We start from the raw sequence: 15,254 nt of genomic DNA on the forward strand, positions 1-15,254 counted from the left end.
CTCCGCTGTCAAGACCTCACTGGTTCCGGAACTACCAGGCGTGCCGCGGGGAGAGCCAGCAGGACGGCCGCGATCAGGAATGCGGGTGCCGGTCCGGTCGCGGCCGCGAGGTACCCGAGCGCGACGGCGCCCACCGCACCCGCGAGTTGCAACAAGAGCGACTGGACGGACACCACGGTTGCTCGCTCGGCCGCCGTGAGCTGACTGTGCAGCAACTGGGCCAGCGGGCCGGCGGCGATCCCGAAGCCGACGAACATCAGCAGGTAGGCGATCGCGGCGGCGAGGATGCCCACGAATCCACTCATCGCGCTCGCCACCGCCATCCCGCCCAGCGCGAGCACGCTGATGCAGTACCCGGTGCAGCTGACCGCGCGGACCGAACCGAGGCGACGCAACAGCGGCATGCTCACCGCACTCCCGAGGGCGTCAGCAGCGAAACCCACCGCGGCAACCAGGCCGTACGCGAGCACTCCCCGATCAGCAGAACCAGCCAACTCTGCCATCCAGGCAGGTGTCAGCAGTTCGATGACCGCCAGCGTGACGCCCATCCCGGCACTGACCATGAGGATGCGGGTGAGCGCAAGGTTCCGTCCTGCGAGCCGGACGCCACCCGCGATCACCGAAGGCACACCGCGAAGGATGCTCCGCACCGTCGACGCCTCGTACTTCGGTTCGGGCATCGCCACCAGCGTCACGACCAGGCGCACCGCGTCGGCTGCCGCGGCGATCAGCACCGGCACGGCAAGCCTCACGCCGAGTCCGTACGGAATCAGCGCACCGGCGACGGTCCCGACGGCTAGCGCGACTGACGCGGCCATCACTCCCAAGGACAAGCCGCGAGTCAACTCCGCCGCATCCTCGGACGCCTGATCGACGTACCAGGCCTCGACCGGGCCACTGCCGAGTGCGCGAGCCACGCCACGTAGTACGCCGGAGAGGGCCAGCAGCCAGAGCGATTCGGCCAGGCCTAGCAACAGCAGGCCGGCCAGGCTGGCGGCGGCCGAGGCGATCATCACCGGTCGGCGCCCAACGACATCGGCGAGACCGCCGGTCGGCAACTCGAGCAGCATCACGGTGGCGGAGTACGCCACCCCGAGGGCGGCGACCGTGGCCAGCCCGATCCCCCGATCCAGCAGCAGGACGACCATGACCGGGATGTAGAGGCCGGTCGGCAGCCAGGTGAGGAAGCTGATCAGCGCATACCGCCGGCGGGCCGCCTGAGGCGTCATGAGGGCCGCGGGAATCCGCCGACGACGATGGAGACCCGGCGCGCTGCTTCGTCGCGGGCGTCCTTGGCTTTCAGCTCGTCGAGGTGGGAGTAGAAGCGATCCCAGAGTTCGCCGAGGGACTCCGGGGTGAGCTTGACCAGCAGGTCGCCGATGCCGGCAGCGTCGATCCACTCCGGCGGCAGGGAGTTCTGGAGCTGCTCGAACGACTCGACATCCGACTGGAGGATGCCAGCCTGCTGCCGACGCATCCAGTCGGCCGCAGTACGGCCTTCGCCGGTCGCGCCGACCTCCGTGTTCTTCCACGTGGTGGTCGTATGCACGGCCTGCCAGTGCCTGGCCCGCGGATGCCCGTCGACGGCGACCTCCTCGACGAACCCGTACTGCGCCAGCTTGCGCAGGTGGTAGCTCGTCGCTCCTGTGTCGGTGGCGAACCGCCGGGCCAGCTCGGTCGCGGTCGCCGGACCGTCCTCCCGCAGTACGGCGAGCATCCGCACGCGGAGCGGATGGGTCAGCGCCTTCAGTTCCTCGCCGCTGTGGACCTCGCGCTCGCTCATGCCGGCCACTGTAGGGTATGCAGAATAGTTTGTGCAAAGAATATTCTGCATAGCCTGGTTCCCCGGGTTTCCGCCGCCCGGGCACTAGGTTTGGGACATGGCTTTGATCCTGCATTTGGCCTTCGTCGACCAGTGGGAAGCGGCGCGGCGGGCCGGCAGCTATCGGTGGTCCACCCGCGGGAAGTCACTGGACGACGGCGCGACGTTCATCCACTGCTCGCGACCCGAGCAGGTCGCCCTGGTCGCGAACTCCTTCTACACCGACGTGACCGAGCCGCTCTGCCTGCTCGTGATCGACACCGGCTGTCTGGTGTCGGCGTTGTGCGACGAGGATCTGGACGCGGTAGGCATCACGTTCCCGCACATCTACGGGCCGCTCAACCTGGACGCCGTGGTCGACGTACGGCCGTACGAGCGGGCCGCCGACGGCCGATGGCCGGAAGTGAGCGCCCAGGCCCTATCCTGAGGGTGAACGGGCCGGTCGGGCGATCGCGTCGTTCACCGGCAACGGTGAGCGCCGAGGAAAGTCCGGACTCCACAGGGCAACGTGGTGGGTAACGCCCACCCGGGGCAACCCGCGGGACAGTGCCACAGAGAACAGACCGCCAACGGCTTGGGTGAACCCCGTGGTTCATCCAGGTGCGGGTGAGGGTGAAACGGTGGTGTAAGAGACCACCAGCTCCGCAGGTGACTGCGGAGGCTAGGTAAACCCCACGTGGAGCAAGGCCAAGAAGGGCGACGGGCGACCGCCGTCCGCGTGAGCGTCCGAGGGCTGCCCGCCCGAGCTCGCGGGTAGGCCGCTAGAGGTGCCCGGCAACGGTCACCGTAGATAGATGATCGCCGACCACAGGATCCGGCTTACAGACCGGCCCGTTCACCTACAGTGGCCCGATGTTCGTGCCAGTATCTGGTGTGGACCAGAAACCAGGAGAAATGAAGCGCCGGGGTTACCTCGCGGTTGGGTTTCTGACGACCTGGAACGTGGTTCTTTATGCGGTCACCGGCGGGCGGTACATCTGGCTCGAAGGCCGGGTCACCAACGGAGTCTTCCGGAACTGGTTGCGCCGGTTCCGCTATCGGCCGCAACGGGTCGCGCGGCCGGAGACCGAGCAGGAGCTCGTCGAGCTCGTCAGGTCCGCTGGTGAGATCCGGGTCTTCGGGGCCGGGCACTCCTTCAACACTGGCATCGCGACAAGTGGCATGCTGATCTCGCTGGACCGGTACTGCGGTGTGGTCGCCAAGGATCCGGCGAAGAAGCAGGTCACCTTCAAGGGCGGCACGCGGGTGCGGGAGATCGCGAAGACGCTGCTCGCGGACGGGCTCGCCTTTGCCGCACTGCCGTCCCATGACGCGCAGAGCATCGCGGGCATCCTGTCGACCGACGTGCACGGCACCGGGCGCGACTGGGGTTTCGTCAGCGAACTGGTGGTCAGCCTCAAGCTCCTCGACGGCAATGGTGTAGTCCACGAGTGCTTCCCGGGCGACGAGTTGTTCTCCGCAGCCATCGGCGGAATCGGGGCCGTCGGCATCATCATCGAAGTGACCGTCCAGGCGGTCGACCGGTTCAACGTCGAGCAGAAGGTCGAGCTCGCGGAACTGCCTGCGGTGGAGGCGAATCTCGGGGCGCTGCTGCAACAGCACACGCATCTGAGCCTGTATCTCTTTCCCTTCACGGATCGCTGCCAGATCAACACCTGGGAACCGACCGGGAAGAAGCAGTCGTTCCTCGGCAACCTTCGTGAGTTCGTCAGCATCTCGCTCGACGCGCTGCTGGCCGCGTGGATGGCCGGCTTGATGGCGCGCTCGGGGCTGATGCCGAAGCTGTCCCGTTCCGCGCATCGGCTCAAGCGCGGCAGCAACCTCGTACTGGAGAGCAACAAGGCTTTCAACCGGTCGATCTACCACTTGCACCAGGAGCTGGAGTTCGCGATCCCGTACGAGGACGCGATGCCGGTGGCGCGGCGGTTCCTCGAGCTGTACGAGTCGATGTACTCGCGCGACCTGCCCTACACCTTCCTGGAGGTGCGGTTCACTCCGGCCGGGCACGAGCGCACATTGATCGGCGGCGGGCGGGGTCGTCGTTCCGTCTGGCTCGATCTGCTCTCCAACGACTCCCATGCCTTCGAGGCGTACTACGCCGAAGTCGAGAAGCTGATGCGTGAGGTCGATGCCCGTCCACACCTTGGCAAGTACGGCCGGAGCATCACGAGTGCGGACCTCGCAAGGACCCACGGCGCCAGCTACAACCGCTTCCTGGACCTGATGGCCGAGCACGACCCCGCCGGCAAGTTCTCGAACGAGTTCACCAAGCGACTCCTACAGCCGTAGAGGTTCGGCAAGTCGGCGGGTCAGGAGACAACCGATAGCGGGGAGCAGAGCCAAGCACGCGAGTACGAGTTGGAGCGAGCTCGCCTTGGCCGCTGCGGCCAGGGCGGGTGCGACCACACCTCCCGCACTCACCGCCAGGCCGAGGGTTACGCCGCTAGCCGTGCCGACTCGAGTCGGCAGATAGTCCTGGCCGAGTGTGATGTGCAGCGAGAACGGCACGTACAATGCGATAGCGCTCAACGCGACGAAGACGAACAATGCCGCCGTGGGGACGAGAGCGACGCCGGCCAAGGCGACCGCGGCTACGGCGTACGACCAGCGCATGGTTGTGATCCGCCCGAAGCGCGTCGCGAGCCGGCCTCCGAGCAGCGTGCCGATCACTCCCCCGCCGAACAGCACGAAGAGAGTCGTCGCGCTCGCGCCGGCGCTGAGGTGCAGCCGCTGGCCGACGTACAGGCCGAGGAAGGTGCTCAGGCCGACATAGCTGATCGAGCGGAGGACGATGATCGCCGTCAGCGTACGGAAGGCCGGCCAGTCGTCGGCCCCGACCAGATCTCTCGTCCGGAGCCGTGCCGCGCCACCGGAACGCAGCAACGGCACGGTGATCGCCGCGCCGAGCACCGCGGGGACGATCAGGAGTGGGCTCGCCGTCAGGCCGGAGTACGAGAGAAGCGGTCCGGCGGCGGGTGCGACCGCGAAGCCGAGGTTGCCACCGAGGGAGAACCAGCTCATGCCGACATGGCTGCCGCCTGTCACCGAACGCGCGGTGCGGGCCGCCTGCGGATGGTAGGCGGCAACCCCGATGCCGGTCAGGCCGATCGCCGCGAGCGCGAACGGGTACGACGAACTGACGCCGATCAACGCGACCCCAAGACCGGAAACGATCATGCTCACCGGGATCAGCCACGGCATCGACCACCGATCAGTCAGCAGCCCGAAGAGCGGCTGGACGACTGACGACAGCAACGTCGCCGCCAGCACGAACCCGGAGACGGCCAGGTAGCCGTAGCCACGCTCGGCGACCAGGAACGGTACGAGCACGGGCACGATCCCCTGGTACAGGTCCACGCTGCCGTGGCCAACGCAGAGCAACACCAGACCGGGGCGGTGGGGTGGGGTCTGTAGAGGCACAGCTTGGAATCGCTTCACAATCTCCAGCCTCGGCCACCGTCACGTTGACCGGCTTCCGATAATCTGACAGATGATGTCGATTCCCCGCCACGCCCCGATCGCGCCGACCGCGCTGCGCCGACTCGCGCCCGGCGCGGGCATCGACGCGCACCGCCACGACGACCACCAGATCGCGTACGCCGCCAGCGGGGTGCTCGCCGTGACGACGGATCGCGGCCACTGGATCGCGCCCGCGACGAGGGCGATCTGGGTGCCGGCCGGGACCGTGCACGAGCACCGCGCCTACGGTCCGACCGACCTGCACCTGGTCGGCCTGCCCGCAAGCGATAACCCTGTCGCCCTGGACCGACCCGCAGTACTCGCCGTCGGACCGCTGCTCCGCGAGCTGATCATCGCCTACACCGCGGACCCCGACGACAACAGCGCCGCCCGCCGCCGGATCCGCGGTGTTCTGCTCGACCAGCTGAAACAGTCGCCCCAGCAACCAATTCGATTGCCTACAGCAACTGACGACCGGCTCGCGGCGGTCTGCGAGATCCTGTACGCCGATCCCGCCGACGGGCGCGGGCTGTCCCAGCTGGGCACGCAGGTGGGAGCAGCCGAGCGCACGCTGTCCCGCCTGTTCCGGCAGGAGTTCGCGATGACGTTCCCGCAGTGGCGCACGCAACTCCGCCTCCATCACGCCCTGATCCTGCTGGCCGACGGCGAGCCGGTCACCACCGTCGCCTACCGCTGCGGCTGGTCCAGCCCGAGCGCCTTCATCGACGTCTTCCGCCGAACCTTCGGCCAGACGCCCGGACGGCAGTTCTAGAGTTCGACTTCGTACGTCTGGCTCAGCAGCCCTGAGCCAAAGAGATCATGCGGCTCTTCACTGGTCAGCTTGAAACCGCGCGCCAGGTAAATGTGGCGTGCGGCAACCAACGGGTCGTTCGTCCACAGCACCATCCGCTTGTAGCCGGCCTCCCGCGCGAACGCCATGCAGGTATCCACCAACCGCCCACCGAGGCCCTGCCCGCGGCTGGACGGATGCAGCAGAAGCAGCCGGAGCTTGGCCGTCCCCTCGTCCGGACCACGCACGCAGAAGATGCTCCCCATCCGCTCACCGTCCTGCTCCGCGATCCAGGCCGCCTCGCGCGCCGGATCGTGGTTCTGGCCGAAGTCCGCGACGATCTGCGCCACGAGTCCCTCGTAGTTCATCCCCCATCCGTACTCCGCGGCGTACAGCTCGCCGTGTTGCTGGACCACCCAGCCGAGGTCTCCCGGCCGATCAAGTCGCCTGATCTCCATCTACACCACCCGATCTACTGACACATTCGTTTCAGTAAGCGATACTAGCCTGGTGTCCACGACGAAACCAGCCCCCTCCGCGCGGGAGACTGAACTCCTGGAACTCGCCTACGCGTACTCGCTGAGCCATGGGCTGGCCGATCTGTCGCTCCGCCCGCTCGCGGCGGCGATCGGTTCGAGCCCGCGCGTGCTGCTGTTCCTGTTCGGCAGCAAGGACGGCCTGATCCGCGCCCTGCTCGCCCGCGCCCGCAGCGACGAACTCGATCTGCTGGCGAAGATCTCCAGCGAGTACGACGAACCGCCGGGGCTAGAGGTGGTCGCGAAGGAGCTCTGGACCTGGCTGGCCTCCGAGGAGCACCGGCCGCTGATGAACCTCTGGGTCGAGGCGTACGGGCGGTCGCTGGTCGCGCCCGACGGGCCGTGGGCCGGCTTCGCCCGCGAGACCGTCGACGACTGGCTGAAGCTGCTGAAGGCCGTGCAGCCCGGCAAGGACAGCAAGGCCGCGCAGGCGCGACGTACCGGAGTACTGGCGATCCTGCGCGGCGGGTTGCTCGACCTGGCGGCGACCGGCGATGCAGATCGCACGACGGCCGCCGTCCTCGCCTATCTAAAGGATTAGCTCGAAAGCGACCGTGCGCTTGGCGATGGAGGCCTCGGTGAGCTTGACCCGGACCGGCTGGCCCAGCGGCAGCGTCGCAGTACCGGTGACGCGGCCCTCGATCGCGAGGGTGGAAAGTGCGACGATCCCGCGGGTCGGCTCGCGGTCGTCGACATCGGTGATCACGCCGTCGTACGACGAACCGACGTGCTCGGCGACCAGCCCGGCCTCGACCATGCTCACGATCGAGCGTTCGTAGGCGTGTGCCTTGCGGGCGCACTCCTCCATGATCTTCGGGACCTCGTCCATCGACTCGTGAACCCAGGCCGGCACCTCGGCGTCCGCGCACAACGCGAGGCAGATCTCGCTGGTCCAGCGGTCGACGAGCCGGCGCAGCGGCGCGGTGCAGTGCGCGTACTCCGACTTCATCGCGGCGTGCTCCGGCTGGGCCGGCACTCCACCCGAGAAAGCCGTGTAGCCGGCGCCGCGGAAGAGCACCGTGCAGGCGGCGAGCATCGCGGCGTGGGCCGGCACCTTCGGGTCGAGCCCGTGGATGAACTCGGCGTACGACGTGCCGACGGGCCAGCCGATGCCGAGAGCCTTCGCCGTGTTCTCCAGCTTGCGGCGCAGGTCGTCGTGCGACTCGGGAAGCGTGCGGAGGATGCCGATCTCGCCGTACATCATCAGGTGCGCGGCGGCCATCCCGGTCAGCAGCGAGATCTGCGCGTTCCAGCCCTCGACGGGCAGGGGTGCGCGGAACTCGAGCGTCCACTCGCCGTTGGAGGCGATGACCTCCTGATCCGGGATGGGCAGGTTGACGCCGCCGCGCTCCAGCTCGCGCTGCTCGCGCAGCTTGCCGACCTCCCGGAGCAACTGCAGCGACTCCGAGGCGGTACCGGCGTCGAGATCCTTCTGGACGCCGGCGTAGCTGAGCTTGGCGCGCGACTTCACCAGCGCGCGCTCACACCTCACGTCCGTGCCCTCGCCCGAGGCGTCGACCGTGATCGTCCACAGCACCGCGGGACGGACCTCACCGGCCAGCAGCGACGCCGCGCCCTCGGACAGCTCCGGCGGGTGCAACGGCGTGCGCTTGTCCGGCGCGTAGAGCGTCTCGCCTCGCTTGCGAGCCTCGAGGTCGATCGGATCACCCGGCTGGACGAACGCGGCGACGTCCGCGATCGCGTAGTGCACGGTGTAGCCGTCGCCGGCGCGCTCGATCTGCACGGCCTGGTCGAGGTCCATCGAGTCCGGCGGATCGATCGTGACGAACTCGAGGTCGGTCCGGTCCAGCTCAGGCAGCCGCGGATTGGCCGCCGCGGTCAGGGCCGCCTTGACCACCTCGGCCGGGAACTCGGCCGGCACCTCGAGCTCTTGTCTGATCGCCTGCAGCGAGGCATGGAAAACCTCGGGAACCGCTTCGGCGAAATGCACCCTCTGCAACGGCACGCGACCACTCCGTCCATCCGGCGACGCACCCCGTTGTGCGCGGCTTAGGGTCAGACTAGTGCCGGTTGCACGTTGAAGGACTTCAGGGAGGCCAGGCCGTCGGCGTACCAGTGGATCTCGGTGAGGGTGGCGGGGGCCAGTTCCATCCGGAAGAGGGAGTTCATCGGGGCCTGGAGCACCGACCTGACCATCAGCTTGATCGGGGTCACGTGGGTGACCACGAGCACGGTCTTGCCCGGGTACGCCGCGAGCAGGCCGTCCCGCGCGGACCGGGCCCGCCGGGCGCAGGCGTCGAAGGACTCGCCACCGGGCGGCGCGACCGTGGTCGACTCCATCCAGGCGTTGAGCGCGTCCGGCCACTTCTGCTGCACCTCGGCGAAGGTGTGGCCGTCCCAGTCACCGAACGAGCACTCCACCCAGCCCTTCTCGACCTTCACGTCGAGCCCGAGCACCTCCGCCACGGTCGCCGCCGTCTGCCGCGTCCGCAGCATCGGCGAGGACACCACCGCGTCGACTCCACCGCGCTTTGCGAGGTACTGCGCCGCGGCCCGCGCCTGCGCCTCGCCGAGCTCGCTGAGCCGGGGGTCGTCCCCGCCCGAGCCGGAGAACCGCTTCTCGACGGTGTGAGCCGTCTGGCCGTGCCGCAGGAAGATCAACTGGGTCGGCGGCTCAGCCTGCGCACCCCACCCCTGCATGGCCTTCTGCTGGTCCGAAGGCTCAGCCGGTACTACGGCCGCCGGCCCGGCCTCAGTAGGGTGCAGCGGCACCGGCTTCCCGTCGAGCGCCATGTTGGCCAGCGCGTCGGCGGCGGCGTTCTGGGCGCGTGGTACCCAGGTCCACTCCGTCCCGAACGGCGCGAGCGACTGCGCCTTGATCGCCAGCGGCTTCATGTCCGGGTGTTTGATCTTCCAGCGCCCGGCCATCTGCTCGATCACCAGCTTGGAGTCCATCCGGACCTCGATCGAGGCGTCCGGCGTGTACTCCGCCGCCAGCTCCAGCCCGGCGATCAGCCCGCTGTACTCCGCCACGTTGTTGGTCGCGATGCCGATGGTCACCCCCTTCTGGGCGATCACCGCACCGGTCTCCGGGTCACGCACCAGCGCGCCGTACGAGGCGGGGCCCGGGTTGCCCCGGGAACCGCCGTCGGCCTCGACGATGACGTGCGAGGGACCGCTGCTCACAGGGCGCTCTCCGGCGTACGCACCAGGATCCGGCTGCACTCCTCGCAGCGCAGTACGACATCGGCGGCCGCTGCCTTGAACTTGCTCAGGTCGGACGGCGCGAGCTCCATCCGGCAGCCCATGCAACGCTTGCCGACCAGCGGCGCGGCGCCGATGCCGCCGTTGCGCTCACGCAGCTTGAGGTACATCGTGATGAGGTCGTCCGGCAGTTCGGCCGCCACCGTGGCGCGCTTGTCGCCGAGCGTGGCGCGCTGCTCGTCGAGCTCCTTCAGCGCGGCGTCACGGGTCGCCTCCAGCTCGGCCTGCCGGCCGGCGAACGCGTCGGCGCGGGTCTGCAGGTCGGCCTGGACCCCTTCGGCGACCTCCAGCCGCTCCATCACCTCGAGCTCGGCGTCCTCCAGATCGGAGATCCGCCGGTCGAGCGAACCGATCTCGTGCTGCAGGTTCTCCAGGTCGCGCGGCGAGGTGACCTGGCCGGAGTCCATCCGCTGCTGGTTGCGCGCCTTGCGCTGGCGGACCTGGTCGACGTCGCTGTCAGCCTTCTTCTGCTCCCGCCGCAGGTCGCTGACCTCGGTGTCGGCGGTGACGAGTTCGCGGTCGACGACCGACTTCTCTTTCCCCAGCTCGGCCAGGGCCGCGTGCTCGGGCAGCGACTTGCGCTTGTGCGCGACCTGATCCAGCTGCAGGTCGAGATCCTGCAGGTCCAGCAACCGGCGTTGGACGGCGGGCTCGGCGTTCAGGGTCGGCTCCTTAGATCGCGTTCAGTTGTCAGCCGTGCACCGGTGAGAGCCGCCCACTGAAGTGCTGGGTCTTGCGCCGGAACAGAGCGTCGAGATGTGAGTGTCCACGGTACTGCCCCGCTCTGCAAGACAGCAGACCGAGGCTCAGAAGTACGTGTTGGCGATGGCTGTGGCGATCGGTACCAGCTCCTTCTCGCGCGCCGAGTCGAGGAATCCGGTTCCACGTCGCGGCTTGAACTCGAAGGAGATGCGCAGTGAGACCCCGACGGCCGCGTTCACGTTCAGGTCGATGATGCTGCGGTTTCTGAGGTGCGTCGCCAGGATCCAGCCCTCATGCTTGCCGAGTTTGACGAACTTCGCCTGGCCGGCGCGGGCGAGCTCGCGATCGCTGACGGCCACGGCGATCTCCAGCTCGTGGGAGGGTTCGACGTACCTGCAGCCGCGGCCGCCGATCGTCACCGGGCGCAACTCGGCGCCGAGGCGCTGGCGGATCGCTTCCACGCTGATGGCGCAGGCGACGTTCCCGTCGGCCTGTACTGCGCGCAGTACCGCGGCCGGGCCTTTGGGTGCGGCGACTGGCTTGTACGGGCGGCAGCGCTGCTCGAGGTTCGACTGGACGACGAAGCTGTTCACGTCGGCGCAGGCACCGGGCTGGTCCGAATCCTGTTCGTCCGGGCGCAGATAGATCGGGAACAGCGGTACCGCGCCCTTCGGGACCGAGCCGGCTAGCACGGTCTTCATCTTGGCCGCGAGTTGCTCGGCCAGGGCGCAGGTCTTCTCGACTGCGACCAGCCGGACGAACTTGTCGGCCGGATCGCTCTGGCCGGACGGTCCGGCGATCCAGGTCAGGCGGCATTTGTCGCCCGGGCTGTCCACGCCGGTCGGGCTGCCACCGATCGGGGTGATCCGCTCGAAGAGCGCCGGGTTCAGCTCACCGCCGTACGACAGGCTGACCGAGGAGACCAGCTCGCCCCGGTCCAGCTCGGTGCAGCCGTCGACATCGTTCGTCGGGTAGGCGCCGATCTTGAAGGTACTGATCGGCCGACCGCGGATCGCGCTCAGCAGCCCGCATCCGGACCAGCCGGCCAACGGCGTCGTGGCCGGAACCGACGCCTTGGCCAGCAGCGGCATGGCGAACTTCGCGAAGGCGTCGGCGGGCTGGCAGAGCGTCGCCGTGGGCGTCGCGACCCGTTGCGAGAAGATGCGGATCGAGTAGTCGAAGGCGACCGGCACCTCAACCTCGCAAGTGTCGTCGCTCGCCCGCTCGCGATAGATCTTTGCGCCGCCGATCGTGCCGAGTTCCTTGTCGAAGCGAGTCACCCGGCTGCCGCCGGCGGCCAGCTCGATCCGGACCCACTCCCCACGGGCGTTGACGATCCGGCAGCTGTGCGCCGACGTACGACGGAGTTTGTCCGCCGCCGTGAAGCCGGATGCCTGCGCCTTCGCCGCGTCGAGCAAAGCGCAGGAGTCGACCTGCGTCAGCGCGGCGACCAGCCGCGCAAGGTCGCGATCCGCAGGCGCCGACACAGGTGGCTGGCTGACCGTCGGCGTCGGAGTTGGAGCCGCCTTGGGGACATCCAGCGCATTACATGCCGTCAGCAACAAGCTGGCGCTCAGCACCAGGCCGCACAGCGCCCACCGCAGTTTCATCGCGCCAGACTAAAGCCATCGGGGGCTAGACCGGCTGGATCTCAGAGGCGGAGCGTCCAGGCGTCGGTGCAGATGGTGGAGACCTGGGTGTCGACAGCAAAGCCGCGAGCTGCCAAGCCGTCCGTCACCAAGCGCTCGGCGTCCTTCAGCCACGGCCATTCGCTGGCCCAGTGGGCGACGTCGACCAGCGCGGGACCCTCGTCGTAGGCGCGGGCCTCGGTCGCGGGGTGGTGGCGGAGATCGGCGGTCACGTAGGCGTCGACGCCAGCCGCGCGGACCCGCTCGAACTCAGAATCGCCCGCCCCGCCAACCACCGCGACCGATTCGATCAGCCGCTCAGGATCACCCGACACCCGTACCCCGTGCTCCGTCCGCGGCAACCGCTCAGCCACCAACTCGGCAAACTCCTTGAGGGGCAAGGCTTCCTCCAGTACGCCGATGCGCCCGCCGCCCCGGTTGCTGGGCAAAGCCGCCAGCTCGAAGATGTCGAAGGCAGGTTCCTCGCACGAGTGAGCCGCCTTGAGCGCCTCGATGACAGCCCGACGGCGGCGTCTCGGGAGCACCATCTCGACCCGATCCTCAACCACGCGCTCAACCGTGCCGACCTCACCGACAGTCGGGTTGGCCCTCTCCAGCGGCCGGAAAGTCCCTTCGCCGGTGAAGGTCCACGCAGCGCGGTCGTAGTCGCCGAACTGTCCAGCACCGGCCGCAGCCAGCGCGTCGATCATCTCTTGCGTCTCGTTCACCGGCACATAGACGACAACCTTGTCCATCGGCTCGCTCGGCATCGCCTTCAGCGGCCGGGTGTCCTTCAACTCCAGCGCGGCAGCAAGCGCGTCACTCACCCCAGGATTCGCGTTGTCCGCGTTCGTGTGACACACCTGCAACGCGACCCCGCCGCGAATCAGGTCGTGAATCGCCCGTCCCTTGGGCGTCGTCGTCGCGACACTGTTCACGCCTCTCAGCAACAACGGATGATGCGTGACGAGCAGATCGAACCCACCGTCGATGGCCTCGTCCACCACCACCCGCATCGGGTCCACCGCGAACAAGACCTTGCGCACCGGCTGCCCCGGATCGCCCGTCACCAGCCCGACCGCATCCCAACTCTCCGCCCAGGCCGGGTCGTACAGCCGGTCCAGCACCCCAAGCACCTCACCAAGCGTCGCGTCCACCCCCACATCCTGCCGCACCCGACGCCGGGGCTCGCGTTGCGCGGACCGCTGCCACTACCGAACCCAGCACTCCTGCCCCGACGCGCCGCGGGGAAGCGCTTGCTAGCCAGGTTCGGTAGTGGTGGCGGTCCGGGTCAGATGAGCCAGGCGGTGGTGTCCGTGGGGAGCTTGTCGCCTTCGAGGGGGCTGCTGGAGAGGACGACTGCGCCCTCGGGGAGTTCGATCGGGGCGGCACCGAAGTTGGTGACCGACTGCCAGCCGCCGGGGCGGCTGAAGTGGAGGCCCCATTCGACGCCGTCGATCCATTCCAGGCCGGCGCCCGTTTGCAGGCCTCGGCGTACGGCGAGGGCCTTGCGGTAGAGGCTGAGGGTCGACGACGGGTCACCCTCCTGCGCCTCCACGGAGTACGAGCCGAACCAGGTCGGCTGCAGCAGGTGTGAGCCGCCCGATCCGAAGCCGAACGACAGCCCGCCGACCGTCCAGGGCAGCGGTACGCGGCAGCCGTCGCGGCCCTTCTCGGCGCCCTTCGAGCGGAAGTACGCCGGGTCCTGCAGGATCGCCGCCGGCAGCTCGCCGACCTCCTGCAACCCCAGCTCCTCACCTTGGTACAGGTACGCCGAACCAGGCAGCGCCAGCATCAGCAAGACCGCGGCCCGGGCCCGTCGCAGCCCCTGCTCGACATCGACGGTCGGCTCGGTCCCGTTGCTCAGCAGCCAGGCCTTGCCGTCCTGCCACGCGCCCTCCGGATCCTTCGGCAGCCCGTACCGGGTCGCATGCCGGACGACGTCGTGGTTCGAGAACACCCAGGTCGACGAGGAGCCGTTCTCGTCGGCGAGCGCGAGGTTCTCCTCGATCACCACCCGGAACTTGTCGAAGTCCCAGTCGGCCTGCAGCAGATCGAAGTTGAACGCCTGCCCCAGCCCGTCGGCACTCGCGTACCGCGCCCGGCGCGCGGCCGGGACGAACGCCTCCGCGACCGCCGACCGAGGCGGGTCGTACTCGTTCAGCACCTTGCGCCACTCGGTGTAGATGTCGTGCACGCCCTCGCGATCCCACAGCGGGTGCGCGCCGTTGGACTCCGACTGCCGAGGCAGCGTTGTCTTGGACGGCAGCGGCTCGGTCAGGTCCTTGACCAGCGCGTGCGCCACGTCGACCCGGAACCCGTCGACACCACGGTCCGACCAGAACCGCAGCGTGGTGAGGAAGTCGTCGCGGACCTCGGGGTTGTCCCAGTTGAGGTCGGGCTGCTCGGCCGCGAACAGGTGCAGGTACCACTGCCCGTCCGGGGTCTGCGCCCAGGCGGACCCACCGAAGACCGAGTCCCAGTCCGAGGGCGGCTCGTTCCCGTCCGGGCCGGTGCCGTCGCGGAAGATGTACCGGTCGCGCGCGGCCGAGCCCTTGGGCGCCGCGAGCGCTTCCTGGAACCACTCGTGCAGGTTCGAGGTGTGGTTGGGCACGATGTCGACGATCAGCTTGATGCCCGACCCGCGCAGCGCGGCGACCAGTTCGTCGAAGTCGGTCAGCGTGCCGAGGCGCGGGTCGACGTTGCGGTAGTCGTCAACGTCGTACCCGCCGTCGGCCAGCGCCGACGGGTAGAAGGGGCTCAGCCAGACCGCATCGATGCCGAGCGAGGTCAGGTACGGGACGCGGCTGATGATGCCCTGCAGGTCACCGATGCCGTCGCCGTTGGAGTCGGCGAAGCTGCGGGGGTAGATCTGGTAGACGACGGCCTGCCGCCACCAGTCAGGGTCGCTAGGGTCGTCTGCACGGGTCACCAGGGTCGCGGTGCTGGTCAAAAGAGCCTCACTCGGTTCGGAGGGTGGTCCGGGGGTACTACGGAGGGACGGCGGATGTTTCGTGCTGGTTCCGGCGAGATGACCGCCGGATTTATATAGACTCTAAATTTAGATTCTGCAGTATTGTGCGCGGGGACTT

14 protein-coding genes and 1 other RNA gene are annotated in these 15,254 nt (G+C 68.5%); 5 read left to right on the forward strand and 10 right to left on the reverse strand.

From position 1 onward, the window contains the following. Positions 1-8 precede the first annotated feature (8 nt). A complete protein-coding gene (locus A3ES_RS0105465) occupies positions 9-1,229 on the reverse strand; it encodes an MFS transporter (RefSeq protein WP_020385774.1) in 1,221 nt (406 codons plus the stop codon). After that, positions 1,226-1,783, reverse strand: a complete 558-nt coding sequence (locus tag A3ES_RS0105470; RefSeq protein ID WP_040454118.1) for a helix-turn-helix domain-containing protein — start codon at positions 1,781-1,783, stop codon at positions 1,226-1,228. The genes A3ES_RS0105465 and A3ES_RS0105470 overlap by 4 nt, the downstream gene beginning before the upstream one ends. Positions 1,784-1,880: 97 nt before the next feature. Between A3ES_RS0105470 and A3ES_RS0105475 the strand changes: the two genes are divergently transcribed. From A3ES_RS0105475 to A3ES_RS0105480, 3 genes are all read left to right on the forward strand, one after another. After that, complete coding sequence (locus A3ES_RS0105475; protein ID WP_020385776.1) at positions 1,881-2,249, forward strand: DUF952 domain-containing protein; 369 nt, start codon at positions 1,881-1,883, stop codon at positions 2,247-2,249. A 7-nt stretch (positions 2,250-2,256) separates the two neighbouring features. Continuing rightward, an RNA gene (gene rnpB / locus A3ES_RS51065) (RNase P RNA component class A) lies at positions 2,257-2,660 on the forward strand. 56 nt (positions 2,661-2,716) lie between these two features. Further along, positions 2,717-4,111, forward strand: a complete 1,395-nt coding sequence (locus A3ES_RS0105480) for a D-arabinono-1,4-lactone oxidase (RefSeq protein WP_020385777.1) — start codon at positions 2,717-2,719, stop codon at positions 4,109-4,111. Here the strand turns inward: A3ES_RS0105480 and A3ES_RS0105485 are convergent. After that, complete coding sequence (locus A3ES_RS0105485) at positions 4,100-5,260, reverse strand: MFS transporter (protein WP_237744862.1); 1,161 nt, start codon at positions 5,258-5,260, stop codon at positions 4,100-4,102. The genes A3ES_RS0105480 and A3ES_RS0105485 overlap by 12 nt on opposite strands. 52 nt (positions 5,261-5,312) lie before the next feature. Here A3ES_RS0105485 and A3ES_RS0105490 point away from each other — a divergent pair, with 52 nt between their 5' ends. Then, positions 5,313-6,053, forward strand: a complete 741-nt coding sequence (locus A3ES_RS0105490; protein ID WP_020385779.1) for an AraC family transcriptional regulator — start codon at positions 5,313-5,315, stop codon at positions 6,051-6,053. Here the strand turns inward: A3ES_RS0105490 and A3ES_RS0105495 are convergent. Then, positions 6,050-6,529: a GNAT family N-acetyltransferase gene (locus A3ES_RS0105495; RefSeq protein WP_020385780.1), complete on the reverse strand. Its 480-nt coding sequence runs from the start codon at positions 6,527-6,529 to the stop codon at positions 6,050-6,052. The genes A3ES_RS0105490 and A3ES_RS0105495 overlap by 4 nt on opposite strands. Positions 6,530-6,581: 52 nt before the next feature. Between A3ES_RS0105495 and A3ES_RS0105500 the strand changes: the two genes are divergently transcribed. Then, positions 6,582-7,148, forward strand: coding sequence for a TetR/AcrR family transcriptional regulator (locus A3ES_RS0105500; protein WP_020385781.1), 567 nt, complete (start codon positions 6,582-6,584; stop codon positions 7,146-7,148). Here A3ES_RS0105500 and A3ES_RS0105505 read toward each other — a convergent pair. From A3ES_RS0105505 to A3ES_RS0105530, 6 genes are all read right to left on the reverse strand, one after another. Then, positions 7,137-8,573, reverse strand: coding sequence for an RNB domain-containing ribonuclease (locus tag A3ES_RS0105505; protein WP_020385782.1), 1,437 nt, complete (start codon positions 8,571-8,573; stop codon positions 7,137-7,139). The two genes, A3ES_RS0105500 and A3ES_RS0105505, sit on opposite strands and share 12 nt — an antisense overlap. Positions 8,574-8,623: 50 nt before the next feature. Further along, the gene (locus tag A3ES_RS0105510) at positions 8,624-9,754 is read right to left on the reverse strand and encodes a bifunctional RNase H/acid phosphatase (RefSeq protein WP_020385783.1); all 1,131 of its coding nucleotides are present in this window, start codon (positions 9,752-9,754) and stop codon (positions 8,624-8,626) included. Beyond that, entirely contained in the window at positions 9,751-10,464 is a 714-nt protein-coding gene (locus A3ES_RS55410) for a zinc ribbon domain-containing protein (RefSeq protein WP_020385784.1), read from the reverse strand. The genes A3ES_RS0105510 and A3ES_RS55410 overlap by 4 nt, the downstream gene beginning before the upstream one ends. 174 nt (positions 10,465-10,638) lie before the next feature. After that, positions 10,639-12,144, reverse strand: coding sequence for a DUF3558 family protein (locus tag A3ES_RS0105520; protein WP_020385785.1), 1,506 nt, complete (start codon positions 12,142-12,144; stop codon positions 10,639-10,641). Positions 12,145-12,185: 41 nt separating this feature from the next. After that, the gene (locus A3ES_RS0105525; protein WP_020385786.1) at positions 12,186-13,319 is read right to left on the reverse strand and encodes a Nif3-like dinuclear metal center hexameric protein; all 1,134 of its coding nucleotides are present in this window, start codon (positions 13,317-13,319) and stop codon (positions 12,186-12,188) included. Between the two features lie 134 nt (positions 13,320-13,453). Then, positions 13,454-15,115 (reverse strand): glycoside hydrolase family 13 protein, encoded by a 1,662-nt coding sequence (locus A3ES_RS0105530; protein ID WP_020385787.1) that lies wholly within the window; start codon positions 15,113-15,115, stop codon positions 13,454-13,456. Positions 15,116-15,254 lie beyond the last annotated feature (139 nt).

The sequence above is a fragment of the Kribbella catacumbae DSM 19601 genome (genome assembly GCF_000372465.1).
Lineage (GTDB): Bacteria > Actinomycetota > Actinomycetes > Propionibacteriales > Kribbellaceae > Kribbella > Kribbella catacumbae.